The organism is Deinococcus sp. YIM 77859, assembly GCF_000745175.1.
In the GTDB taxonomy this organism is placed as follows: Bacteria; Deinococcota; Deinococci; order Deinococcales; family Deinococcaceae; genus Deinococcus.
Map to the genome: position 1 here is coordinate 2,480,001 of NZ_JQNI01000002.1, position 22,568 is coordinate 2,502,568.

The 22,568-nt window shown below is 68.3% G+C and carries 22 protein-coding genes (1 of these 22 only partly in view); 13 read left to right on the top strand and 9 right to left on the bottom strand.

All coding sequences use genetic code 11. The features are described 5' to 3' along the window. Window positions 1-404, bottom strand: the 5' portion of a protein-coding gene (locus tag EI73_RS12350) for a metallophosphoesterase (RefSeq protein ID WP_034387097.1). 349 nt of this gene lie to the left of the window's left edge; the window shows 404 of its 753 coding nt (coding positions 1-404); it begins with the start codon at window positions 402-404; the stop codon falls past the left edge of the window. Continuing rightward, complete coding sequence (locus tag EI73_RS12355; protein WP_034387099.1) at window positions 401-1,216, bottom strand: nucleotidyltransferase family protein; 816 nt, start codon at window positions 1,214-1,216, stop codon at window positions 401-403. The genes EI73_RS12350 and EI73_RS12355 overlap by 4 nt, the downstream gene beginning before the upstream one ends. A 200-nt stretch (window positions 1,217-1,416) precedes the next feature. Here EI73_RS12355 and EI73_RS12360 point away from each other — a divergent pair, with 200 nt between their 5' ends. The 6 genes from EI73_RS12360 to EI73_RS12385 all read left to right on the top strand — a co-directional run bounded on the left by EI73_RS12360 (window position 1,417) and on the right by EI73_RS12385 (window position 8,082). Next, window positions 1,417-2,094: an alpha/beta hydrolase gene (locus EI73_RS12360; protein ID WP_034387101.1), complete on the top strand. Its 678-nt coding sequence runs from the start codon at window positions 1,417-1,419 to the stop codon at window positions 2,092-2,094. Between the two features lie 185 nt (window positions 2,095-2,279). After that, window positions 2,280-3,872: an RNA polymerase sigma factor RpoD gene (gene rpoD, locus EI73_RS12365; RefSeq protein WP_034387103.1), complete on the top strand. Its 1,593-nt coding sequence runs from the start codon at window positions 2,280-2,282 to the stop codon at window positions 3,870-3,872. Between the two features lie 315 nt (window positions 3,873-4,187). Further along, the gene (locus tag EI73_RS12370; RefSeq protein ID WP_034387105.1) at window positions 4,188-5,654 is read left to right on the top strand and encodes a DUF4129 domain-containing protein; all 1,467 of its coding nucleotides are present in this window, start codon (window positions 4,188-4,190) and stop codon (window positions 5,652-5,654) included. Further along, window positions 5,651-6,640 (top strand): MoxR family ATPase, encoded by a 990-nt coding sequence (locus EI73_RS12375; RefSeq protein WP_034387106.1) that lies wholly within the window; start codon window positions 5,651-5,653, stop codon window positions 6,638-6,640. Before EI73_RS12370 ends, EI73_RS12375 begins: the two co-directional genes overlap by 4 nt. 83 nt (window positions 6,641-6,723) lie before the next feature. After that, window positions 6,724-7,752, top strand: coding sequence for a DUF58 domain-containing protein (locus EI73_RS12380; RefSeq protein ID WP_231557331.1), 1,029 nt, complete (start codon window positions 6,724-6,726; stop codon window positions 7,750-7,752). Between the two features lie 63 nt (window positions 7,753-7,815). After that, the gene (locus EI73_RS12385; RefSeq protein ID WP_034387112.1) at window positions 7,816-8,082 is read left to right on the top strand and encodes a hypothetical protein; all 267 of its coding nucleotides are present in this window, start codon (window positions 7,816-7,818) and stop codon (window positions 8,080-8,082) included. A gap of 25 nt (window positions 8,083-8,107) precedes the next feature. On the opposite strand, the gene mnmE is transcribed toward EI73_RS12385, so the two are convergent. Both mnmE and EI73_RS12395 read right to left on the bottom strand, forming a co-directional pair. Further along, window positions 8,108-9,427 (bottom strand): tRNA uridine-5-carboxymethylaminomethyl(34) synthesis GTPase MnmE, encoded by a 1,320-nt coding sequence (mnmE, locus tag EI73_RS12390; protein ID WP_034388245.1) that lies wholly within the window; start codon window positions 9,425-9,427, stop codon window positions 8,108-8,110. A 129-nt stretch (window positions 9,428-9,556) separates the two neighbouring features. Further along, window positions 9,557-10,177: a DUF4258 domain-containing protein gene (locus tag EI73_RS12395; protein WP_081909025.1), complete on the bottom strand. Its 621-nt coding sequence runs from the start codon at window positions 10,175-10,177 to the stop codon at window positions 9,557-9,559. A gap of 266 nt (window positions 10,178-10,443) precedes the next feature. Between EI73_RS12395 and EI73_RS12400 the strand changes: the two genes are divergently transcribed. Beyond that, window positions 10,444-11,307 (top strand): GNAT family N-acetyltransferase, encoded by an 864-nt coding sequence (locus EI73_RS12400; protein WP_034387114.1) that lies wholly within the window; start codon window positions 10,444-10,446, stop codon window positions 11,305-11,307. A 64-nt stretch (window positions 11,308-11,371) separates the two neighbouring features. Next, window positions 11,372-11,683, top strand: coding sequence for a hypothetical protein (locus EI73_RS12405; protein WP_034387115.1), 312 nt, complete (start codon window positions 11,372-11,374; stop codon window positions 11,681-11,683). Between the two features lie 228 nt (window positions 11,684-11,911). Here EI73_RS12405 and EI73_RS12410 read toward each other — a convergent pair whose 3' ends face one another. Both EI73_RS12410 and EI73_RS12415 read right to left on the bottom strand, forming a co-directional pair. After that, window positions 11,912-12,388, bottom strand: coding sequence for a GNAT family N-acetyltransferase (locus tag EI73_RS12410; protein WP_034387117.1), 477 nt, complete (start codon window positions 12,386-12,388; stop codon window positions 11,912-11,914). A gap of 28 nt (window positions 12,389-12,416) precedes the next feature. Continuing rightward, window positions 12,417-13,025, bottom strand: coding sequence for a DUF305 domain-containing protein (locus EI73_RS12415; RefSeq protein WP_034387120.1), 609 nt, complete (start codon window positions 13,023-13,025; stop codon window positions 12,417-12,419). A 76-nt stretch (window positions 13,026-13,101) separates the two neighbouring features. Between EI73_RS12415 and trmFO the strand changes: the two genes are divergently transcribed. Further along, window positions 13,102-14,487 (top strand): methylenetetrahydrofolate--tRNA-(uracil(54)-C(5))-methyltransferase (FADH(2)-oxidizing) TrmFO, encoded by a 1,386-nt coding sequence (gene trmFO / locus EI73_RS12420; protein ID WP_034387121.1) that lies wholly within the window; start codon window positions 13,102-13,104, stop codon window positions 14,485-14,487. A 13-nt stretch (window positions 14,488-14,500) separates the two neighbouring features. Here trmFO and EI73_RS12425 read toward each other — a convergent pair whose 3' ends face one another. Both EI73_RS12425 and EI73_RS12430 read right to left on the bottom strand, forming a co-directional pair. Then, on the bottom strand, window positions 14,501-14,695 hold the full coding sequence (locus EI73_RS12425; protein ID WP_156103534.1) for a hypothetical protein: 195 nt from the start codon (window positions 14,693-14,695) through the stop codon (window positions 14,501-14,503). A gap of 205 nt (window positions 14,696-14,900) precedes the next feature. Next, complete coding sequence (locus EI73_RS12430; protein WP_051935520.1) at window positions 14,901-15,305, bottom strand: DUF4397 domain-containing protein; 405 nt, start codon at window positions 15,303-15,305, stop codon at window positions 14,901-14,903. Between the two features lie 434 nt (window positions 15,306-15,739). On the opposite strand from EI73_RS12430, the gene EI73_RS12435 reads away from it, so the two are divergent. From EI73_RS12435 to EI73_RS12445, 3 genes are read left to right on the top strand one after another with little or no spacing between them, the layout of a single operon-like run. Beyond that, window positions 15,740-17,767, top strand: coding sequence for an AAA family ATPase (locus tag EI73_RS12435; RefSeq protein ID WP_034387125.1), 2,028 nt, complete (start codon window positions 15,740-15,742; stop codon window positions 17,765-17,767). A gap of 43 nt (window positions 17,768-17,810) precedes the next feature. Beyond that, a complete protein-coding gene (murD, locus tag EI73_RS12440) occupies window positions 17,811-19,112 on the top strand; it encodes a UDP-N-acetylmuramoyl-L-alanine--D-glutamate ligase (RefSeq protein WP_034387128.1) in 1,302 nt (433 codons plus the stop codon). Then, a complete protein-coding gene (locus EI73_RS12445; protein ID WP_034387130.1) occupies window positions 19,109-20,221 on the top strand; it encodes an FtsW/RodA/SpoVE family cell cycle protein in 1,113 nt (370 codons plus the stop codon). The genes murD and EI73_RS12445 overlap by 4 nt, the downstream gene beginning before the upstream one ends. Before the next feature lie 70 nt (window positions 20,222-20,291). On the opposite strand, the gene ychF is transcribed toward EI73_RS12445, so the two are convergent. Beyond that, entirely contained in the window at window positions 20,292-21,389 is a 1,098-nt protein-coding gene (gene ychF, locus EI73_RS12450) for a redox-regulated ATPase YchF (RefSeq protein ID WP_034387132.1), read from the bottom strand. A gap of 197 nt (window positions 21,390-21,586) precedes the next feature. Between ychF and EI73_RS12455 the strand changes: the two genes are divergently transcribed. Further along, window positions 21,587-22,552, top strand: coding sequence for an MBL fold metallo-hydrolase (locus EI73_RS12455; RefSeq protein ID WP_051935521.1), 966 nt, complete (start codon window positions 21,587-21,589; stop codon window positions 22,550-22,552). Window positions 22,553-22,568 lie beyond the last annotated feature (16 nt).

A 22,568-nucleotide genomic window follows, 5' to 3' on the forward strand; every position in this document is an offset into this window, starting at 1 on the left:
CTGACAAAGGTCTTGATGGCCGCCTCGCCCCATGCCCCGAGGGTAAAACGCCCGAAGCCTCCCGCAAAACCCTTCACGCCCGCAAAGCCCACGCCCTGCACCTCGCACGCTTCCCCATCGAGGACGGTGACGCCCGTTTCCGCCAGAACGCCGCGCACGTCCTCGGGGCTGCCGCTCTCGAAGTCGTGGTTGCCCAGCACGGCGATCACCGGCACCCGCACCCCGGCGAGTTCCTTTGCCAGAACATGCGCCTCGTCCGCGGTGCCGTAGTCGGTGAGGTCGCCGGGCAGCAGCAGCACGTCCGCCTCGCGGGCAGCCTGGGCGAACAGGGGAGCCAGGGTGCCCTGTGAGGTCCGGGTGCAGTGAACGTCGCTCACGGCGGCGATGCGTACAGTTCGTGTCATGGGTTCTCCTCTGTGGGTTCGATGGCAGCCGTCCAGTGCGCTACGTTCGCGGGTGTCATGTAGCCCTGCGTGATTCGCGCGTCCGCGTACCCCCACACCCGCAGATCGGGCAGGTACTGCTCGCGCGAGATCAGGGTGCCCTGACAAACCCGCTCCTGTGGCGGGTTCAGGTCGTCTTGAACCAGAAAGCGGTCAAGCATTCCCTGGCGAAAGCTCGCGGGAATCCGTCCGCGTTCGCCGGGGTACACGAAGCCGAACAGCAGCACGTGGGCGAGCAGCAGTTGCCAGTGCGGCCCGAAGCGCTGCACCAGGCGGCCCCAGTCGATCTCCTCAGCTTTGGCGCGGATCAGGTGCGCTACGTCCGCCCCGTCGAAACGTTCGCGCTCACACACGTAGGCCTTGTGCCACAACATCTCCTCGACCGGCACCAGCCGCACCGGGACGCCCAACACCTCGTCTTCAGGCGCGTGCTCGAACCACGAGTCGTCCACCCTTCCAACACCGTTCGCGCTGCTATAGATCACGTCCACGAAGTCCTCTCCGTGGTGCGCCTTGCCCAGCCAGTGCGCAAAGGGCACCTCGGTCTCGTACCCCGCGTCCCGCAGGACGGCGAGAAGGCGTGGGGCGTCCTCCGGACGGGTAAACACGTCGAGGTCCTTGGTGTGCCGCTCGATGGCGGTGTAGCGTGCAAAGGCGTACGCGCCTCCTAGCAGGAACGGTACGCCGGAAGCGTTGAGGAGGCCGAGGGTGCGGATGTAGAAGTCCCGGGTCTCTGGGGCAAGCGCCGGAGTTCCTGAAGGGGATCGCGTCACGTGAGTCCAGTCCTTTCGCCATTTCACCCGCACGGCACACGCACAGCAGGCGTGCGCTTAGGCTGGCCGCTCCCCAGGAGCCTCAGATTTGACCCTAGGCAAGAGGTCTTCAGCTTCGGGCGGGACGGTCTTGACCCTCTGCTCATTCCGCCCCGGCTGCAGGCGGCAGAATGGCCTTTGTTCCAGAGGGGAGGTCCGGGATGACGCGAGAACACGCCTTCCACCTTCAACTGCTCGGCGTCGAGCGAACCGCTCAAGAGGACGGGGCGCAGGGCCTGACACTTCACACCAGCCGGGGGGCCATTGATAGCCGGCTGCACGAACCGCCGGGGGGGACAGGTACGGCGGGCATCGTGTGGGTGTTCGGCGCGGGTGGTGGCCTGGGTGGTCCGGCTGGGGGAATGTACACCCGGCTCGCCACGCAGCTGGCACCCCAGGGCGTCACGTCGTTGCGACTTGATTACCGCCGGCCCGGCGAATTGGCGGAGTGTGTGCTGGACGTGCTGCTGGGAGCGGCCTTCCTGGAAGCGCTGGGCGTGGCTCGCCTGGTGCTGGTCGGCCACTCGTTCGGTGGGGCGGTCGTGATCGCGGCGGGGGGAAGCAGTGCCGTGGTGGTGGGGGTGGCGGCCCTCAGCAGCCAGACGTACGGGGCGGACGCGGTGGGTAACCTTAGCCCCCGCGCCCTGCTGCTGTTGCACGGCATGGCCGATGAGGTGTTGCCCGACACCTGTTCGCGCCTTCTGTATAAGCAGGCCCGCGAGCCCAAAGAACTGCGTCTCTACCCGGGGTGCCGCCACGGGCTCGACGAGTGCCGCGAGGACGTAGACCGCGACCTGCTGGAGTGGCTGCGCCGCACCCTGGCCCTGCCCGCCGCGTGAGGGGGCAGAAGGGAACCTTTGCTGTGCTGGCCGCGTACCTCATATTCTCCCCGGGCCAGGGACCCGCCCGCAGGAGATGGTGACAGGTGCCCGAATATCGGCGGGGGGTTTGCTAGACTAACGCGCTACGGCACCGGCTTCCTGGCCACACTGGTCTCAAGTCGCCCCGCGCCACAGGAGGACGCATGGCAGAACCCACTCGAGCACGCGCCCGCAGCAAGGTCCCCGCGACCGGCACCCCGGTGACGGGTGCCCCCGTGACCGCGGACGCTTCTGAAGAAACCCCCATCAAGACCCCCGCCCAGCCCCGTACCCGTACCGCGAAGACCGCGAAGGCCGCCAAGCCCCCCGCAGCAGAGGACACCGCTCCCGAAGCGGCGCCGAAAAAGGCTCCTCCGAAGAAGGCGGCGCCCAAAAAGGCCACGGCCAAGCCCACCCCTGAGGAGGACAGCCCGGCCGAGGAGGCTGCCCCCGCCAAGGCGGCGCCCAAAAAGGCCGCGGCCAAGGCCGCTGCACCCGCGAGGAGCGCCGTGGCTGCCGGTCCTGCCGATAAGCCCTACTACGCGCACCCCAGCATTCAGGAACTGCTGAAGGTGGGCCGCGCGGCGGGCGTTCTCTCCAGCGAGGAGGTGGCTGCCGCCCTGTCGGTCGCGCTGGAAGCGGCGGGCATGGACCCCGAGAGCGCCGAGGCGTTCGAGGACATGCAGCTTTACCTTGCCGGGCAGAACATCGAAGTGCAGGACCTTGACGAGGAGGACGAGGACGACGACCTGGAGGGAGACGACGTCGAAGGTGTCGCGGGCGTGGTCGCTGCGGACGACGACGAGGAACGCTACTTCGACGACATGCCGCGTGCCGTGTCCAACGACCCGGTGCGGCAGTACCTCCACGAGATCGGCCGGGTGCCCCTTCTCACCCTCGAAGAGGAGATCGCGCTTGCCCGGCGCATCGAGGAGGGTGAGGAGGCCCGCAAGGAGCTGGAGGAACGGGGCGACGAGCTTGATGACCGCGCTCGCCGTCAGCTCCAGCGCCGAGTAGAGGACGGGGCCGCCGCCCGCCAGGGCCTGATTGAGGCCAACTTGCGCCTGGTTGTCTCCATCGCCAAGAAGTACACCGGACGTGGCCTAGGCTTCCTCGACCTGATTCAGGAAGGAAACCAGGGCCTGATTCGCGCGGTGGAGAAGTTCGAGTACCGCCGCCGCTACAAGTTCTCGACCTACGCGACGTGGTGGATCCGGCAGGCGATCAACCGCGCGATTGCCGACCAGGCCCGCACCATTCGTATCCCGGTGCACATGGTCGAGACGATCAACAAACTGACGCGCACCGCCCGTCAGCTTCAGCAGGAACTCAGCCGCGAACCCACCTACGAGGAGATTGCGGAAGCGATGGGGCCGGGTTGGGACGCCGCCAAAGTCGAGGAGGTGCAGAAGGTTTCTCAAGAACCCGTCTCGCTCGAAACGCCCATCGGCGACGAAAAGGACTCCTTTTACGGCGACTTCATCCCCGACGAGAACCTTGACTCCCCGGTGGATAACGCCGCCAAGACCCTCCTTTCCGAGGAGCTAGAAAAGGCCCTTTCTAAGCTTACCGAGCGGGAAGCGATGGTCCTGAAGTTCCGCAAGGGGTTGGTCGACGGCCGCGAACACACCCTGGAGGAGGTCGGCCAGCGCTTTAACGTGACCCGCGAGCGCATCCGCCAGATCGAGAACAAGGCGCTGCGTAAGCTGAAGTATCACGAGAGCCGCACGCGCAAGCTGCGCGACTTCCTGGACTAAGCAGGGAGTTGAGGGTGGGTGGTTCCTGCGGGGGCCGCCCATTTTTGCTGGACGGGTTGGGGCCGAGGTCATAGCTTGGGTAGATGGTGGTGGATCAAGACCCTCATGGGGGTCCACACCCGACCGCTGAATCAGGAGCCGTGCTCCAGAGTCAGCGGTTCCCGCTGTCCTCTCAGATGCTGCCCCCGTCCCCGTGGTGTGGGCTTCGGTTTGGGGACGCATGGAGGCGGGTAGGGAGGGAGAGGGAGTGTGGCTCTGCGGGCATCCTCGTCCCCGGCGGGCACCACGCTGCGCTAGGCTGGTCCCACCACCTCTATGACGACCCTTCCCGCTCCCCCCGCCCGGCGGCCCCTGCGCCTCGACCGCTCGTGGCTGCTGCTCGCCGCACCCCTTGTGGCGGCTTCCTGGCTGCCGTGGTGGGGGGTGCTGGCTTTTGTGCTGGTGCTGCTCCTCACCCACCTTGACCCGGCGGCACAGATCGCCCGGGTTCCGCTGCTGCTGCTGGCCGCAGGTCTCACCGTGCTGCCCCTGCTGCTGGATGTTCTCAGCGAAGGGCTCCCGGCGCTGCTAGCCTACGCCGCCCTCGTTCTGCCCGTGTTGGGCACGGCAGCGCTGCTGCATATCGGCCTGAGTTTTCTGGAGCTTGGTCGCCCTGTTGGGATCGCCTGGCTCGCGCTGCTCCTCCTCCCGGGCGTGCTGGGCCTGTCCCCCAGCCCAGTCTTCGGTCTCCCAGCGGGACTGGGAGTTGGCCTGCTCGCGCTGCTGCTGTGCGGCCTGGGCTCCATCGGGCGGGAGGAGCGGCCCGCCCACCGCCTGGCGGGTTCGGGCCGTGGAGTGGGGCAGAGTGCTCTGGCGGGCGCGCTTCTCGCCGGGGCACTCGCGCTGGGCACGCTGGCGCTGCCGCCGCAGACCGGGGAAGCCACACCGCCGCCCGCTGCCGCTACCGTGGGGACGGAGCAGGGATCAGCCGCCCCGGAGGGTGAGGCCCAGGAGGCTATTGCAGTCCGCCCAACCGGGGTCACTGTCTGGCGCTCGGCGGGCGGACGGGCATTGCCCGGAGCGGACCTGATCTTCCTGGGTATGGCCCTGTTCCTGCTCGCTGGAGTCTTTGTCCTCTGGCGTCTGGGCAGCGGCCGCGCCAGATCCATGACCACCCGATTCCACTGGTGGGAAATCGCGGCGGTCGCTGGGATGATCCTGACGGCCCTCCTCCTGGTGGCGTACGGAATTTCTGCTCGCTTATCAGGGGCGCTGCCCGCTGCGACGGGGGCTGCTGCGCCGAGCGGTGCCGCGCAAGGGGAGCTGGTCGTGACGGTGGGAAAGCCTCCCAGCTGGCTCGCCCCGCTTGCCCACGGGTTCAATCTCATCGCCTTTGTGGCTGTTCTCCTCTTCTGCGCCGCGCTGGTCATCCTGGCCTGGAAGCTGCGCCGCTCCACGGCGGAGGAGGGCGGCAAGGAAGGTGACGACGGGCCGACCTCCGCCACCCAACCCGAGGCCCTGCACCGCGTCCGGCTCGCCTACCGAGCGGCCCTCGCCTCGCTGGCGGGGGCAGGCCTGGGGCGCGGTCCGGCGGAGACACCCGCCGAACACGCCAGCCGCGTTGCCGCTGAGCGGCCCGCCCTGCATGGACCGCTGAGTACGCTGGTCGCCGTCTACGCCCCCGTGCGGTACGGGGGGCGCGTGACAGAGGAGGAGGCCGTGACCGCCGAGCGGGCCGCGCGGGAGGTGGCGCAGCTCGCGGCCCGCTCGGCAGTCGCGGCACCGGAAAGAGAGACACCATGACCAAGGAGAGGCCAAGAGCGGATGTGGAGCAGGTACAAGCCTACGCGGCGCGGGTGCAGGAGAACGTGGCCCGCGTGCTTGTGGGCAAGGAGGACGTGACCCGCCTCGCCCTGGCGGGCCTTCTGGCGGGTGGTCACCTGCTGCTGGAGGACGCACCTGGGACCGGCAAAACGATGCTGGCCCGCGCGCTGGCCGCCAGCCTGGGGCTCACGTTCCGCCGCGTGCAGTTCACGCCTGACCTCCTGCCGAGCGACGTGACCGGGGTGAGCGTGTACCGTCCCGCCACCGGCGAATTCGAGTTCGTGCCGGGGCCGATCTTTACCGGCCTGCTGCTCGCCGACGAGATCAACCGCGCCACGCCCAAGACCCAGTCGGCGCTGCTGGAGGCGATGGGGGAGGGGCAGGTGACCGAGTCGGGGGTAACGCACGTTCTCCCACCGCCCTTTGTGGTGATTGCCACCCAGAACCCGCTGGAGCACGAGGGGACCTACCGCCTGCCGGAAGCGCAGCTTGACCGCTTCCTGCTGCGGCTCTCGGTGGGTTACCCCACGCGGGAGGAAGAGGTGCGGATGCTGGGACGCCTGCAGGAGTCACATCCCATCGGCACCTTGGGGGCGGTCGCGACGCCCCAGGACCTGCTCGCCGCGCGCAAAGTGGTGCGGACCGTGTGTGTTTCGGATGACCTGCGGCACTACATCGCGGGCCTGAGCGCCCGAACGCGCGGGCATGCCCAGGTGGCGCTGGGGGGTGGGCCGCGTGCCAGCCTTGCGCTTCAGGGGGTAGCCCAGGCGCTCGCGGCTCTGGCTGGGCGCAACTTTGTGTTGCCCGACGACGTGAAGGCCGCTGCGCCCGGCGTCCTCGCGCACCGCCTGGTCCTGCGGGTCGAGGCCCGGCTTGCCGGAATGCGCCCAGAAGAGGTCATCGCGGACGTGCTGCGGCAGGAGCCGGTGCCCGCCGAACCCGTCACGGCAGGAGTCACCCTCTGAATCTTCCTGCGCTCCTCCTCGTTCTGGCGGCGCTGCTGCTCGCGCTGCTCGCCGCGTTCCTGCTCGCGTGCCGTCCTCCGCGCGTGACCCTTGTGCGCGCCTTTCCGGCGCAGGGGTTCGAGGGAGACCGCCTGCCCTACCGCGTGCGCATCGAGGTCGAGTCGCGCTGGCCGCGCCGGGTACTGATCGAAGACCCCACGCCCCTGACCGTCGTGCCCGGCGAGCAGATCGCGGTCGGCGGCCTGACGGTGGGCCGCAGCGTGACCGAGCAGGCCACGACCCTCACCCTCAACCGCCGCGGCGTGTTCGAGTGGCCGGGGGGGACCCTGCGCTGGGCCGATCCCTTGGGGCTCTTCTGGCGCTCGGTTCCCCTGAAGGTGGCGGGCCAACTGGAGGTGTATCCCGGTACGCACGGGGTGCTTCTCCCCGACCTGCTGCGGCCCCTGCTCAGTGAAGGCACGCTTTCGCGCACGCTCGGCCTGGAAGACCCCATCAGCCTGCGGGGGGCGAGACCCTACGTGCCGGGTGACCCACCGGGCCGCCTTCACTGGCGGCTTTCTGCCCGCGTGGGCGCGTTGACGGTGCGCGAACTCGAGCGTACCGCCGCGAGCAGTGTGACTGTCTTTCTCGACCAGAACGGGACGGACGTGTTTCTCGAGAGCGCGGTGCGGCTGGCCAGCAGCCTGATTCAGGAGGCCCTCGCGTTGGCGCTGCCCGTCAGCCTGGCGACGAATGCGGGGGCTACCCCCAGCGGGCGCACGCCCGAAGCGCTGCGGGCCGCCCTGCGCCGGCTCGCGCAGGTCCAGCCGGACTCGGCTCCGCCGGTGATTCCTCCCCCTCGCGCCGGAGGAAACCTCATCGTGCTGACGCAGCGGGCGGGAGCAGCCCTGGTCGCCGAGGCCCTGCGCGCCCGCGCCACCGCGAGCCGGGTGGTGATCGTCGCCATTCCGGAAGGCTTCTACCTCGAGCCCGGCGAAACCCCCCGTCGCCAGTGGGTCGGCGCGCCCGACACGGTCCGGGACCTGGAACGCCGCGCCGGAATTCTGGCTGAGGCCGGCGTTCTCGTCCTGGTGTTGCGCGGCAATCAGAGTGTGCTGCGGCTGGGGGGCTGAGGCGGAGACAACGTTAAAGGGACGCTCACGCCAGTTCCAGAGCTGCCCTGTTAGCGTAGGACCATGACCAAACCCGATGATGCTCGCAACGAGACCGTCAAGACAGAAGACGAGATCACCAACGTGGACCTTCAGTTTATGGGCCGCACCGACGAACACCGCGACGCTCTCAAGGACGCCCGCGCCGAGGCCCGCCTTGCCGACGAGTTCGAGGACCGCGGACTTGACAAGCAGGATGTGGCCTCACAGGGCAGCATGATCACAAGCGATCCGGCGAGTACCACGCCCGGCGAAGAAACTTCGCTGGATACCCGCGCCGACGAGCGCTAGAGAAGCCTTGGCCCGGTGGGGCCAGTCACTTCCCGACGCAGAAATTGCGAAACACTGCGTCTACCACGTCCTCCTGCACGTCCCGGCCGGTGAGCTCTGCAAGGGCTCGCAGCGCCTCTTCCAGTTCGTAGCCCGCGAGGTCGTCGGGAAGGGTGCGTGCGGCCTGAACGTGGGCCAGGGCTCGCCGGGCCGCGTCGGCCTGCCGCTCGGTGGTGAGCCAGGCTTCACCACGCGCGGCGTCCCCCAACAGCGCAGCCTGAATCGCGGCGCGCAGCTCGGGAAGGCCCTCACCCGTCACGGCGCTGACCGGCAGGGCGGCGGGGTCCTCCCAGGCGGCGGGCAGGTCAGCTTTGGTGCGCACCCGCAACACTGTTCCGCCTGGGGAGAGGAGCAGGGGGAGTGCCTCGCGCGCCTGGCTGCCATCCTCGAGCACCAGCACGAGATCCGCCTGTGACGCGAGGTTGACGGCTTGCCGCACACCTGCCGCCTCGACGACGTCTTCTGTTTCGCGTAGACCGGCTGTGTCCACCAGCGTCACCGGCACACCCGCAAGCGAGAGCTGCGCTTCGAGGTAGTCACGCGTGGTGCCGGGCAGAGGGGTGACAATGGAGCGCTCATAGCCCAACAGGGCGTTGAGCAGGCTGCTTTTGCCGGCGTTCGGCCGTCCGATCAGGGCGAGGCGCGCGCCCCGGGTCGCGACCTGCCCGGCCCGCGCTGTCCCCACCAGCGCCGTGAGTTCGGCTTCTGCCGCCGCCAGGGGAACGGTGCGGTCTTCTTCCGGGACCCCCTCTTCGGGGTAGTCCAGCATCGCCTGCAGCGCTGCCAGGGTGCGCGTCACCTGGGTGGCCACCCGTTCCACCCGCTCACCCAGTGCGCCGCAGAGGCCTAGGGCCGCTTGGCGCCGAGCGGTCTCGGTGCCCGCATTCACCAGTTCCAGCACCGCCTCCGCCTGCGCGAGGTCAAGCCTGCCCGCCAGGTAGGCCCGCAACGTGAACTCGCCGGGCCGAGCCGGACGCGCCCCCAGTTCCAGAACTCGGGCAAGGACCCGGGCGAGGACCGCCGGGCTGCCGTGTGTTTGCAGCTCGGCCACGTCCTCACCGGTGTAGCTGCGCGGCGCGCGGAACACCAGGCACAGCCCCTCGTCAAGGACCTCGCCGTCCTCGCCCACCAATCGGCCAAACAGGAACCGGCCTCCCCGTGTTTCGCTTGGTCTGCGCCGTGCCCGAAAGACCCCGTCCGCGACCGTCAGGGCCTCTGGCCCACTGATCCGCACGATACCTACCCCCGCGCTTCCCGGGGCGGTGGCGATGGCGGCGATGGTGTCTGAAAGGCCGGTGCGCGTCACGGCGAGCAGGGTAGCAGGACACAAGGTCAGCCAATAGGAAGGCGCTTTCCCTTGGAGGGCGTCGCGGGGGACGCCGCACAGGGAGGCGCCCACGGGGCTCTGAAGTGATCAGAGCGGATTCGGGCGGCGCTACCCTCCCTTCTTCCACTTCCCCTTGCTGCGGTTGCCCGGCTTGTTGCCCACCGGCGCCGTGCGTGTCCTGATCTTTTCGTCGTCGTAGCGGAGCATAACGGCCAGGCGAGCGCGGCTGATGATGTGGTGCGGCTGCTTGGGCACAAACGCGGTGACCACGTCGAGAAAGCCGTCCCGCTGATGCTCGACAACCACATGCAGCGGGAGCCGAACGCCACACGCCTCGAAGTAGCCGCACACCAGCCAGCGGCGCTCGATGGGGTACACCGCCCGCACCCGGCCAGCGACCAGCACGTCGATGATGTCGTGTTCCAAAAAGCCCTCGGCGCGCGCGTGGCCAATCGCATGGGGGCAAAGGTGATATCGGCCCTCATACACCGCCTCGCGCAAGCGGGCGTGGGCGCGGGCGAGCGAATGGTCACTCGTGTCGATGCCCGCCAGGTCCGCCTCGCGCTGCGGCGCGACGGGCTTGGCGGCGGGACGGGTGGGGGGCGGCGTGGGGACGCGGCGAGCGGCCTTTTCGGCGCGGGCAAGCTGCGCGCGCAAGGCGAGCAGGTCGGCCTGCCCGGCGTGGCAGCGCGGCGCAGCGGTGGTGCTAGACCCGTTGATTTTCGTCACGGCGGACCTCCCAGCGGTGGACCTTCCCCGGACCTCTTCTGTGGAGAAGGGGGAGCACGCGCACCTTCTCCAAAAGAAAAAGCCCCTCAAACACGGCAGCGTGTTCGTGGGGGAGAAGGTCACGTACCCTGCTTCAGGGCATAGGCAAACTATAGCACGAGCGGGGGAGGGCGCGGGGTGACCGGACGGGCAGACGCCGCGACGTGCGGCTTTCTAGGCTGAGAGAACCGGTGACTCCCCCGCTCCCTCTCCAGGAGGTGCTCCCCATGATTCGTCCGATGCGACAGGCCGACGCTCCCGACGTTCTCGCCCTCCTGAGCTGGATGGACGACGCGCCGGAGCGCGAGGTGTTTGCCCCCGATGCCCGTGAGGCAGATGAGCTGCGGGTCGAGTGCGAGGACCGGGTGTGCCTGGTGGCCGAGGGGGAAGACGGCGAGGTGCGCGCCTACTGCGGCCTGGCGCCCTTTCGTGATGGCCTGGTGCTGGAAGGCCCGCTGGGCACCGGTGAACTGCGTGCGCTGCTCGCCCGCGCCGTCGAGCGCTCGGATGGGCTGCCCATCTATGCCTTTAGCGCGCGGGACAACCTGGCGGTACGCGAGGTGCTGGAGGAGGCGGGCTTCACGCCCATGCACACCACCGACTTCTACACAGCGCGCGTGCCTGCCCTGGCCCGCTTTGCCCGCGTTCCGGAGGGCTACACCAGTGTGGAGGCTCTTTTGCCGGACGCCTACCGCGCCCTCTACCGCGCCAGCGAGGACGGCTGGGCAGGACGGCTGGAATGGACCGATGCCGAGATCGGGGCCCATTTCGCGCGCGATGACGTGCGCCTGGTTGCCCTTTTGCGCGGCGAAAAGCCCGTCGGCTTTGCCGAACTGGAGCTGAACCCCGAAGCCGCCCGCGCTGACCTCACCTACCTCGCCGTGCACCCGGCCGAGCGCGGTCAGGGCCTCGGGCGCGTTTTGTTGGCCCTGGCCGCCGCCGAGGCCGCTGCCCACCCCGAAATCCGCGACCTGCGCGCCCGCGCCCACGACCATGCCCGCGCTGCTCGAGCCCTCTACACCCACGCGGGGATGACGCACTGCCGCTCGGTGGTGACGTACCTGCGTGACGATACCGAAGGCGAAGTGTAGGGAGAGGAGGTGGAGGGCGGTCCCTCGTCACAATCCCTCCTCTCCCCTGGAGTAGCCTTCTGACATGGGGAAACGTGACCGGCGTGGCCTCCGGCCTGCGTTCGTGACCCTGCGTGATCTGCCGGGCACGCGGGTCATGTTCTGGGTGGTGGAACACTGCCCGTACTGCGGCGGCCAGCACGTCCATCCCGCTGGAAATCTCCGCACCGCCGACCCCGGTGAGCGCTTGGGCGAGCAACCCGCTCCCTGTGAACCGGGGCGCACCTACGACCTGACGCTTCCGCCCCGTCCGAAGAAGAAGAACAGCATCAGGCAGGAGCGCCGCCGGGAACGCCGCGCGGGCAAGGTCAGCGACTGGGAGGGCGAGGAGGGGTGATGTCCCCGTTGGCTTCTCAGGACACGCCTACGGCAACCCACTACGTTCCACTACGTTTTGTCCTGATGGGCGTTCCGCCCGCGAGCTGGACACCTCGTCTCGCTATGGGAAGGCGGCGTTTGGGCTCTGGCTCTTCCTTCGGTGTCCGAGTGTAGTCGGGCTTCGGCCTGAGCTGGAACTCTCCATCCCAGGGTTAAACCCCCGAGCGGAGCAAGAAGCCAAAGCGACCTACAGGGGGGCTACCCTGCCCAGCGGCAGCTCGTAGCACAGGCTGTTCGGCATGCCGACGTAGTACCCGTACGGCGGAATGCGGAGAAAGCCCGTCGCCTCGTACAGGTGGATGGCCGCGGGCTGGAGATCCCCGGTTTCCAGCACCAGCCGCCGGAAGCCCAGGGCCCGCCCCCGCTCGATCAGCGCGAGGAGAATTTGGCGGCCCAGCCCGCGGCCACGGGCTTCCGGCACGGTGTACATGCGCTTGACCTCGGCGGTGTCCGCGGCGATGCGTTTCAAGGCGCCGCAGGCCAACAGCGCTCCATCCTCCTCGATGGCGAGCAGCACGCCTCCCTCCCCGGAGAGGACGGCGGGGTTAAAGGGCTCGGTGCGCTCGTCCGTGTCTTGGTAGAGGGCCCGCAACTCGCGCTGCTGGGCCTTCATCAGCCGGATGGCGCGTGGATCCGTGGGAGGAACATCGAGCAAGACAGCCATGAGGCACGCTAACACGCCTCTTCCGGCCTCAGTGCTCGTGCGTGTCGCCGGCGGCTGGGGGGGCGGGGAGCGGCTGGGCGTTTCGCGCCGCGAGCAGGCGAGTCATCAGGTTGATCTCGCCCCCTTGGGTCGCTTGGATCTGCCGGGCGAGGGTCTGCACCTCGGGGCGGATACCGGGCGCAAGGGCAGGTTCCACCATCGCCAGCGCGCCCTGGTGGTGGCGGATCATCAGCTGCAGGAACAGGCGTTCGGCCTCCGGCACGGGCAAGGTGCTGAGTTGCTCCAGCTCTGCGGGGGTCGCCATCCCCATCATGCGGGCGTGCTCGGCGGTCATGCCCGGGCCGCCCCACGGCTGGCCCCAGAGGGTCAGCCAGCCACGCATCTGCCCGATCTGCTCCTGTTGTGAGAGCATGATGTCGAGGGCCAGCGCCCGCAGGGTCTGGTCCCGGCTGCGGTCGCGGATGCGGGTCGCCATATCCACCGCCTGGGCGTGGTGTTGGGTCATCTCCCGCACGAAGCGCACCTCGGGGCTGCCTTCTCGTGGAAAGCCCGTGCGTGACCAGGGGGCGAGGGCCACGGCAGTCAGGGCGGCGACAAGCAGGGCGGCAGCGGCGAGAAAGACAGGGCGGCGGGCCATGCGGGGAGTATAGGCAGCGGGAATGAGGCCGCTTTCACCACAAACCGTGGGCCGCCCGTCCCCTACACTGCCCCCGATGAGCATCCCTGAGGCAGCTATCACGGTCATCGGCGCGGGCCTGGCGGGCTCGGAAGCGGCCCTCGCGGCGGCGCGGGCGGGCGTACGGGTGCGCCTTCACGAGATGCGCCCGCACAAGATGACGCCCGCCCACCGAACCGGGAACTTTGCGGAGCTGGTGTGCTCGACTTCTCTGGGGGGTGAGGGCGAGATGCAGGCCAAGGGTCTGCTTCAAGCCGAGCTGCGCAGCGTGGGCAGCGCGGTTGTGGGGGCCGCCGATCAGAGCCGCGTTCCGGCGGGCAACGCGCTGGCGGTGGACCGTGACGAGTTCAGCGCCCGCGTGACCCGGGCGGTGCGCGAACACCCGCGGATCGAGGTTATAGAAGGCGAGGTGGAGGCGGTGCCGGACGGCATCACGGTGATCGCCACCGGCCCCCTCACCGCGGACGCGCTGGCCGCCGACCTCGCGCGTCTCACCGGCAGCGAGCGCCTGAGCTTCTACGACGCCGCCGCGCCCGTGATCGCCTTCGAGAGCATCAACCTGGACGTGGCTTGGCGAGCGGGGCGCTACGACCAGAGCGCCGATTACATCAACTGCCCCTTCACCAAGCAAGAATATGAGCGGTTTTTCGAGGCGCTCGAGCAAGCCCGTTCTCACACCCCCCACGACTGGGAGAAGCTGGAATTCTTTGAGGGCTGCATGCCCATCGAGGAGCTCGCTCGCCGTGGTGTGGACACGCCCCGCTTCGGTCCCATGTCCCCCAAAGGCCTGGATGATCCCCGAACGGGACGGTGGCCCTACGCGGTCGCCCAACTTCGTCAGGAGGACAAAGAAGGCCGGATGTGGTCCCTGGTTGGCTTCCAGACCGGGCTGAAATGGGGGGACCAAAAGGCGGTTGTTCAACGGATTCCAGGGCTGGAGAACGCCGAAATCGTCCGCTACGGCGTGATGCACCGCAACACCTACCTCAACGCGCCGGAGGTGCTGGACGCGACCTTGCAGCTCCGCGCGGACCGAACCAGATTCGTGGCGGGTGTCCTGGCGGGCACCGAGGGGTACCTGGAGTCTGCGGCGACGGGCTGGCTGGCCGGAACGAATGCCGCGCGCCTGGCTCTGGGCCGCTCACCCCTCGTCCCGCCCGCCGAGTCCATGCTGGGGGGGCTGGTGCGCTACCTCGCCTCGGCCAATCCCAAAGGCTTTCAGCCCATGAATGTGAACTGGGCGCTGGTGCCCGACCTCCCTGTGCCGGAAGGCCGCCGCAAGCTCGGCAAGCGTGAGAAACGTCCGTTGCTGTTCCGGCGGGGCCTCGCCGCCTTTCTGGCCTGGGCGGGGGAGGAGGCAGGGCTGAATGTGACGCCGCCTGCTGTGCTGGAAGCGCAGGCGGCCGCGGTGGCGACGGATTAAGGGGGCGTAGACGCTAGAGGGCGGGGCGCAGGTGCAGCCGGACCAGCAGGCCGGTCCACCTACGTTGCAGTGCCGCTGGCCACCGGAGGCCAGATGCCTCTTTCCCGGAGGCGAGCAGGCGGGCCACCTGCGCCTCGCGGAGCAGTTGCTCGTGGTGGGCTACGGCGCGCTCATAGTGTTGCTGAGCAGCCCAAGTTGTGCCCTTCATATCCATGGTGTGCTCCTTGCGGGAGTTCGGTGGAGGGGACGCGCTGGCCCAAGAGGTGGCCAAGCACCGATGGGCCGTCCACGTCGCTGTCCATCAGCAGGCTCGGCGTGCTGTTGTCATTGAAGTCAATCCCAATGGCGTGGGCACTGGATGGAGAGCCGGGCTGCCAGCTCGAGTCCTTCCACTTACCTGCGCCGCTTCCCCATTACCGCCCCGCGCTGTTGAGCCACTCTCCGTCTGCATAACCGGGTTTCAGCTTGAGGATGGCAGTCGTGAACTTGGCTTGGGTGTTATAGCCGTCGGGCCGCAGGAAAAGCCGATAGACGTTGCTGTCGGGGAGAGTGAAGGTGGTGCGCAGCACGTCCTGCTGGCCTAGGGTCATGCGGTTGGGCGTCAAGACAAGCTGATACGAACCGGGCTCCATGGCGGGCATCTGCATGAATGAGCCGACTGCGACGTTCTCTAGGGCCAGTTGACCATTCACGTAGACGTCAAGGGCTCCTCCCGCGCCGAACGTGTTCTCAAAGTAGACCGTACCCGAGGCAACCGTGCTGGAAGCGGTGACCAGGGTGGAGAGCAGCAGGGCGTGCCAGAACGCGAAAGCGCGCATGGTGTCGTTCCTTTCCTGAGGCCCAGAAGACCGGGCGAGACGCGGGGAAGCGGAAACAGCGGGGAAACCTGGAGTCGAGCGCCTCAGCCTCCTTTGGAGCGGTGAGCATGGTGACCGCTCCTGCTTCCCAGCGTGCTCTTTGAGGCGTGGACAGGCCGTGGACAGCGCGTTGTGCCGGAATACGGGACGTTAAGGCAGACCGCCCGGTGCTTGGTGAACCTGGGCGGGAGATGGCGGCTGAGCGGTCTTCTGGGCGAGGCGGATGCGGGCTGCAGAAACAACAGTGGGTTGTTGCCTCAGCCTTAGTAGGCCTTAGGAGTTGCTTCATCGCTGCCCTCCAAGGGGAGGAATGTCACTGCACCTACTCGCGGCGTGCGCCTGCCAGCGTGGACAATACGTCGACAACGCTCCTCGTTTCCTCTGCGAGGCTGACCATGCTGGAACTTTTGCTGCTGGGCCCCCCGCTTGTGCGGGTGGAGGGGCATGAGGTGCGGTTTCGCACCAGCAAAGCTCTGGCGCTGCTCGCCTACCTGGCAGTAGAGGGCCGTCAGCCGCGTGAGGCACTCTCGGATCTGCTTTGGGACGAACAGACCCAAGACCCCCGCGCCGAGTTGCGTGGCACCCTGCACCACCTGCGGACCGCACTGGGGAACGAGGCAGAGCGCCTGAAAACGAGCGTTCACGCCCTATGGCTGGACCTGGAGGAAGCTGTCCTCGACCTCCACGTGCTCGACGCAGCGGCCCCCGACGCCCTGTTGGGGGTATGGCGTGGTCCTTTCCTGGCCGGGCTGTCTGTTTGGCACGCGCCCCGATGGGATGACTGGGTGGTGCGGCGGGGGTTGGAACTGCAAGACCGCTACGATACCGCGCTGGGGCGGGCCAGCGAGGCGGCGCTGGCCCGCAGCATCGTGGGGACAGCCCTGCTCCTGGCTCGTCGTCGCGTAGAGGTCAACCTCCTCAGCGAGGCGGCCTACCTCGGCCTAATCCGGGCGCAGCTCGCGGCGGGTCAACGCGCCGAGGCCTACGCCACCTTCGTGACCTGCCGCCGCATCCTACGGGAAGAACTGGGGGTCGAACCTTCGTTCCGGCTCGACGGTCTGCGCTGGTCTGTGGCGGACCAGGCAGCTTCGTCGCCCGCGCCGCTTGGGGACACGCCTGCGCCGGTTCCCTTCGTGGGCCGTGAACGCGAGTTGCGCCAAATGGAAGAAGCCTGGGCGAGGAGCCCGGTGGTGTTCCTGGCGGGGGAAGCAGGCAGCGGCAAGTCACGGCTGGCACGGGAGTTTTTCGCCCTACGAAAGCAGAAGTACTTCGTCCTGGAGGCCCGGCACGCGGACGCGGACGTGCCCTTTGCAGTCGGGCAACGCGTCTTTAGGGCTGTGCTACCGCGCATCAATCTCAGGGACGTGCCCGACGAGGTGCGGCGCGAACTCTCGCGAATAGTCCCCGAGTTCTGGCCCGAACCGCTGCCACCCCTGCGCGTCCCAGAGGACCGGCTGCGCTTCTACGAGGCCTTCGTCCGCTTCATCGCCTTGGCGTGGCCACTGGACACTGCCGCGCTGTATGAGGACCTGCATTTCTGGGACCTCGAAAGCCACCGGGCCGGCGCCTACGGCGCAACGCACGGGACCGAGCAGGGGGCGGTGGTGCCCTGTGTGGTGACATACCGCTCGGACGAGCTGCGCCGGGAGATGCTCGACCTGATCCTGCCGGTCGTGGCCTTGGGACACGCTACCATCATCGAGGTGTCGCCGCTGACGGTCGCGGAGGTTCACGCTCTGCTCCACAGCCTCGATCCTCGCGTTTCGGACACACTGGCGGCCCGGCTGCACCGCTTCACCGGTGGCAACCCGCTTTTTGTCTTCGAGACAGCTCGGCTGCTTCAGGAGTGCGGCGGCCTGGTGGGCTCGGACCTGCGCGAACTGCCCCGCTCCCCGAACGTGAGTGCGGTACTGCTGCGCCGTCTTCAGCGGGTATCCGAGGAAGCGCGGCGCGTGGTGCAGGCAGCAGCGGTGGCGGGCGAAGCCTTTTCGTTTGACCTCGCCCGTCGTGTGCTGGCTGCCGACGACCTGCGGTTGGCTGCGGCCTATGAGGAGTTGGAGGCAGCGGGCGTGCTGCGGGGCGAGCGGTGGACGCACGACCTCTGGCGAGCTTGCCTCTACGACGCGCTGAGTGCGCCGGTGCGGACGGTGCTGCACAGTCGGGTGCTGGACGCTCTGTCCGGCGGTCACACCCCGGTGGCCGTGTTGGCCCAGCATGCCCGCGAGGCCCGGCGTTGGTCGGAGGCTTTTGCGCTGTTCCTGCGCGCGGCGAACGAGGCGCGCGCTGTCCTGGCCCTCACGGAGGCCGCCGCCTTCGAGGACCAGGCCCGGCGGCTGCTGCGCACGCATGGCGGTCCTCTACGCGAGGAGGAGGTGCCCGCTGCTCAGCTCGCGCTGTTGCCGCGAACCGGAGGCACCGCCTGAACCGTTTCACCTTCCCGGGCGCCTTTCCCGTATCGTTGGGGGCGTGAATGTGGGGGAGAGGGTACTGATCTACGGGCTAGGCAGAAGTGGGCGCGGCGTGGCCCGCTTCCTGGCCCGTGAGGGGCTGCGCGCCGAGTGGCACGACGCGCGCCCAGGGGTGGAGGATGAGGCGCTGATGGCCGAGCTGGGCTTTGTCCGCGGGCATGTGGAGGAGAGCTACCGCACGGTGGTGGCCGCGCCCGGCGTGCCCATCGACCACCCGGACCTGCTGGCCCTCGCGGCGCGTGGGGCGGAGATCATCGGAGAGGTGGCCCTGGCCGCTCGCCTACGTCCGCAGCTGCCGCTCGTCGGTGTGACTGGCACGGCGGGCAAGGGCGGCACGACGGTGTTGATCGCGCACCTGCTCAGAGAAAACGGTGTGCGGGCCCGCGAGGGGGGCAACATCGATCCCCCCCTGCTCGACGTGGTGGACGAGGCGGAGGTGGCGGTGGCAGAACTGTCGAGTTTCCAGCTGGAGCGGGTGCCGGGGCTGCGGCTGCCGGTGGCCGTCATCACCAACCTGGGCGTAGACCACCTCGACCGTCACCGCACTGTAGAGGCGTACCACGCGGCCAAGCTCAACATCACGGCGGGGCAGGAGGCGGGGGATGTCCTCGTCATCCCGGCGGGGCTGGCGGTGGCTACGCGCGCGCAGGTGCGGTCCTTCCGGCCTGACCGCATCGCTCTGGCAGGCGGCCACGAGGTCCTCTGCCCCGCTGACCTTCCCGAGGGCATTCACCCCGCCAATGCCGCCGCCGCCGTTCTTGCCGCAGAGGCCCTCCTCACGCGGCTAGGCCGCCCAGTCGTTCCAGCCGTGTTCGCCGCTGGCCTCCGCTCTGCTCGCCCGGTTGCCGGCCGCTTTGAGACGGTTGCCCGCGTTGGGAACGTGCGCTTTATCGAGGACAGCATCGCGACCCGAACGCTGGCGGTAGAAGCGGCACTGACGCGCGCTCCTGCCCCGATCGCCTGGCTGGTCGGCGGGCGAGACAAGGGCGCGGACCTCGGACCGCTGCGGGAGGCGGCGCGGGGCCGGGTCCAGCGGGTCATCGCCTTTGGAGAAGACGGAGAGAAACTGGCCCGTGGATTGGGTCTTCCCTTCGAGACGGTCACGGGCGCAGACGGGGACGCCGTGATGGCAGCCGCCGCGCGCGCTGGGCTGGCAGCACTGGGTGGCCCCGGCGGGACGGGGACGGTGCTCCTCGCGCCCATCGGCACCAGCTTTGACCTGTTCCGCGACTACCGGGCGCGCGGCGAGAGCTTCCGGCGGGCTGCCTGCGCCCTGGCCGCCGGGGAGGAGCGCGCATGAGCCTGCAACTCGTGCTTGCGCAGGTGCTGCTGCTGACGCTGGGCCTGATGGGGGTCGCGACCGCCTCGCCTGAAAAGATTCTCGATCACGGCAGCAAGGCGCTGCTGGCCCTCGCCGCGACCTTTCTGGTGGCGCGGTTGCGGCCCCGCTTCTTCCTGAGGCTGGCCCCCTATTTCTGGGGTTTCACACTGCTGTTACTCCTGCTCACGCTCTTTATCGGGCAGGGAGCAGCGGGCAGCGAGGGGGTGAAGCGCTGGCTGGAGATCGGCCCGCTTCGCTTTCAGCCCTCGGAGCTCGCCAAGCTGGGGCTGGTCCTGCAACTGGCGTCGTTTTTCTCCCGCCGGGGCGTGCAGAACAAGCTGATCAGCGCCACGGTGATGATCGTCCTCACGACGCTGCTCGTCATCCTGGAACCCGACTTGGGAACTTCGGTGCTGACGTTCGGGCTGGGCATCATCCTGATGTACGCCGCTGGGGTCCGCATCACCAACATCACCGGCTTTGTGCTGGCCCTGGGCCTGCTGGCGATTCCTTTTCTCAGCCGGTACCTGGAGACCCACCCCTACATTCTCGAACGCTTTTTCGGCCACGTGGAGCGGGACAAGACGCTCGAAGTCGGCCTCGATCAGATCGGGATGGCGCACCGCGATCTGAAGTTCGGGGGGCTGTGGGGCCGAGGGCCGGACGGCGAGCGCTGGTCGTATTTCGCCGCGCACACCGACATGATCGTCGCCTCGGTGGGCTACTCAGCGGGCCTGCTGGGCGTCACCATGCTGCTCTTTTCCTACTGGCTGGTCGTGTCTACCGCCCTACAGGTTTCGCAGCTCGCTACCCGGGTCCGCCCGATGACGCCCGAGATTCACGGGGCGACCATTCTGGCGACCGGGGCGATGTTTATGATCGTCGGCCAGGCCTTCGTGAACCTCGCCGTCGCGGCGGGCATCTTTCCGGTGACCGGCGTCCCCCTGCCCCTGGTGAGCTACGGCTTTTCCTCCATGCTCACCATGAGTATCGCCCTGGGCGTCATTCACAGCGCCATGCGCGAGGTCCGGCGCCACCTGCCGCAAAGCGAGGTACCGCCGGACCTGGCCGCTGTGCCCGCCGACTGAGTGGGAACAGCGCCGAGCGCAGCAAGCAGAAGCCGTTTCTCCGGACCCGCTGCGCTCGGTGCCCCACGCCTTAGCTGCTGTGAAGCACGTTCATGATGTCGCCGTCCTGCATCACGTAATCTTTGCCTTCCGTGCGAACCCAGCCCTTGGCCTTGGCGTTCGCCCAGCCCCCCGCCTCCACCATCTTGTTCCACTCGATCACCTCGGCGCGGATAAAGCCGCGCTCCAGGTCAGAGTGGATTTCCCCGGCAGCTTCGGGAGCCTTTTGGCCGCGGCGGATGGTCCAGGCCCGCACCTCCTTCTCGCCCGAGGTGATAAAGGTGATCAGTCCCAGCGTCTCGTAGCCGACCTTGACGAGCTGATCTAGGCCGCTTTCGGCCACGCCCAGTTCCCTCAGGAACTCGCGGGCCTCCTCCTCGGGCATCTCGGCGAGTTCGCCCTCGATCTGGGCGCTGATCTTCACCACCGGGGCGCCCTCGCGGGCAGCGTACTCGCGGACCTGGCGGACATAGTCGTTGTCTTCCGTCAGCTCGTTCTCGCCCACGTTCGCCACGTAGATCACCGGCTTGGTGGTGATCAGGCCGAAGTCTTTGGGAATCTTCCCCTCGTAGGTGCCCGTGCGCGCGGGTTTGCCCTCCCCCAGCACAGCCAGAATCTGCTCGGCGAGTTCTGCCTGCTCCCGGGCGTCTTTGTCGCCGCTCTTGGCCTTTTTCTGGAGGTTGGCCAGGCGCTTTTCGAGCCCGGCCATGTCGGCCAGGATCAGCTCGGTGTTGATCGTCTCGATGTCGTCAATCGGGTCTACTCGGCCCGCGACGTGCACCACGTTGGGGTCCTCGAAGCAGCGCACCACGTGGGCGATGGCGTCCACCTCGCGGATATTCGCCAGGAACTGGTTTCCCAGACCCTCGCCTTGTGAGGCTCCCTTCACCAGCCCGGCGATGTCCACAAACTCCACGTACGTGGGAATGATGGGCGGCACGCGCTCGCCTCGGGTAAAGACCCGGCTGAGGGCCTTGAGCCGCTCGTCGGGCACCGTCACGCGGCCCATGTTGGGCTCGATGGTGGCGAAGGGGTAATTCGCGGCCAGCGCCCCCGCGCGGGTGATCGCGTTAAAGAGGGTGCTTTTTCCGACGTTGGGGAGGCCGACGATTCCAATTGACAATCCCATTTCCTGTGTCCTCCGGCAGTCCTGTGGGTGCAGACGCTGTTTGCTGCAGCCTTAAGGCAACCGAATAAGTATAGGGGAGGGCAGAGAGCCTCCTTCCCCCTGGCCCCTGCGGGTCTGAACGAATCCCGAAGGTGGGCGTCACATGGCCACGCGCTGATCCCTTAACGTCAAAAGACATCGGTCTTCAGGAGGGCCCTATGAGTGACGACCGCGTTCCGTCCGCCCGCTCCATCAACCGCCGCAGCGCGCTGCGCCTGCTGGGAACCGCCGGGCTGCTCACCGCCGCCGCGCCCCTCGCGCGTGCGCAGGCCACCCCCACGCCGGAGGTGCCGCTGAACGGGAACGGCTTCTACCGGCAGCGCATCGGTGACCTGACGGTGACGGTGGTGAGTGACGGCACCGCGCCGCTGGCCGCCGTGCTGCCGACCTGGGGCGCCAACCCCGACCGGCAGGCCGAATTCGCCGCGACCCTCGCGGAATACCACGTGCCCACCACAAACACCGTCAACCACTTCAACCCGGTGGTGATCGAGACGGACACTCACCGTGTCCTCATCGACACCGGAAGGGGGGGTGCCAACGGACAACTGCTCACCCACCTGCGCCGTGCGGGCATTGACCCCGCGAGCATCGACACGGTGTTTATCACCCACGGGCACGGCGACCATATCGGCGGGCTGACCACACAAGGGCAGCCCACCTTTCCAGCGGCGCGGCACGTGATGGGGGCCGCCGAGTTTTCGTTCTGGACAGCGCAGCCCAATCCCAATGCGGCCGTTCAGGCGAACCTGATCGGCCTGCGCGACCGCTTGACCCTGCTGGAGCCGGGAGCCGAGATTGTGCCGGGCCTCACCGCCGTCGCCTCACCGGGGCACACGGCCGGACACCTCAGCGTCCGCGCCCAGCGGGGCGGGCCCGGGCTCCTCGTCTTCGGGGACGCCGCCGGGCACTTTCTGCTCAGCCTGAAGCACCGCGGAGCGTACGTTTCCTTTGACGCGGACGGTCCCCTTGCCGCGCGCACTCGCCAGCGCCTCTTCGCGCAGGCGGTGGATGAGGGGCTATGGGTCACCGGCTACCACTTCCCCTTCCCCGCCATCGGCCACCTGCGCCGCGTGATTGGCGGAGCCTACGAGTACGAGCCGACGGTGTGGCAGTGGAGTTGAATGTGGTCGTCATGGC